Here is an 834-nt window from a genome sequence, read left to right on the forward strand (position 1 = left end):
TGGGCCGTGGTGGCCGTCGTCGCGCTGCTGGCGTGGATTCTCGCAGCCCGCGGCACCGGCCGGGCGCCGAGGCACGCCGACGCCGCCGCGGGCGGCCGGTCGCTGCTGCGCAACCGGCTCGCCTGGATCGTCACGGTCTTCTTCGGCCTGCAGGCCTTCTACGCCTACGCGGCCATGGGCTGGTTTCCGCAGGTGCTGATGGACGCGGGCGTGTCGCGCGACGACGCCGGGCTGCTGTTCGGCCTGGTCTCGCTGATCGCCGTGCCGATCAGCCTCTTCGTCGCGCCGATGGCCGCCCGGCAGCGCGGGCAGGGGCCGTGGATCGCCGCGCTCGGCGTGTTCGGGTTCACCGGGACCGCCGGGCTGATGTTCGCCCCGGCGTGGTCGCCGCTGCTGTGGAGCCTGCTGATCGGGCTCGGCATGAGCGTGTTCTCGCTGGCCCTGACCGTGATCGCGCTGCGGGCGCGGACCGGCGCCGACACCGCCCGGCTGTCCGGCATGGCGCAGGGCTTCGGCTACCTGTTCGCCGCGCTCGGGCCGTTCCTCTTCGGCCTCCTGCACGACCTCGCGGGCGGCTGGACCGTGCCGCTGGCGATGCTGCTCGGCCTGCTCGTCGTGCAGGTGGTGTTCGGCGCGCTCGCCGGGCGCCGCCGGTTCGTCTGATTCTTAACTGTTAACACCTTTCGCCGGGGTCGGCGCGGCTTACCATCGTCCGGTGGCCGTGCCGTCCCCCGACCTCGGGGCGCTGCTGCGCGAGGGCCCGTTCGACGCCGCCCTGCGCGCGGCGATCCGCGCCCGCGGGCTCAGCCTGGACCGGCTCCGCGAGCACCTGCG

Annotated in this window: 1 protein-coding gene; it reads left to right on the forward strand. The window is 74.5% G+C overall.

Annotated features, from left to right (window positions below; all coding sequences use genetic code 11):
- On the forward strand, window positions 1-663 hold a 663-nt coding region (locus G3I65_RS29380), incomplete at its 5' end, for an MFS transporter (RefSeq protein ID WP_160698976.1).
- Between the last annotated feature and the right edge of the window lie 171 nt (window positions 664-834).

The sequence above is a fragment of the Amycolatopsis sp. SID8362 genome, assembly GCF_010550475.1.
Lineage (GTDB): Bacteria > Actinomycetota > Actinomycetes > Mycobacteriales > Pseudonocardiaceae > Amycolatopsis > Amycolatopsis eburnea.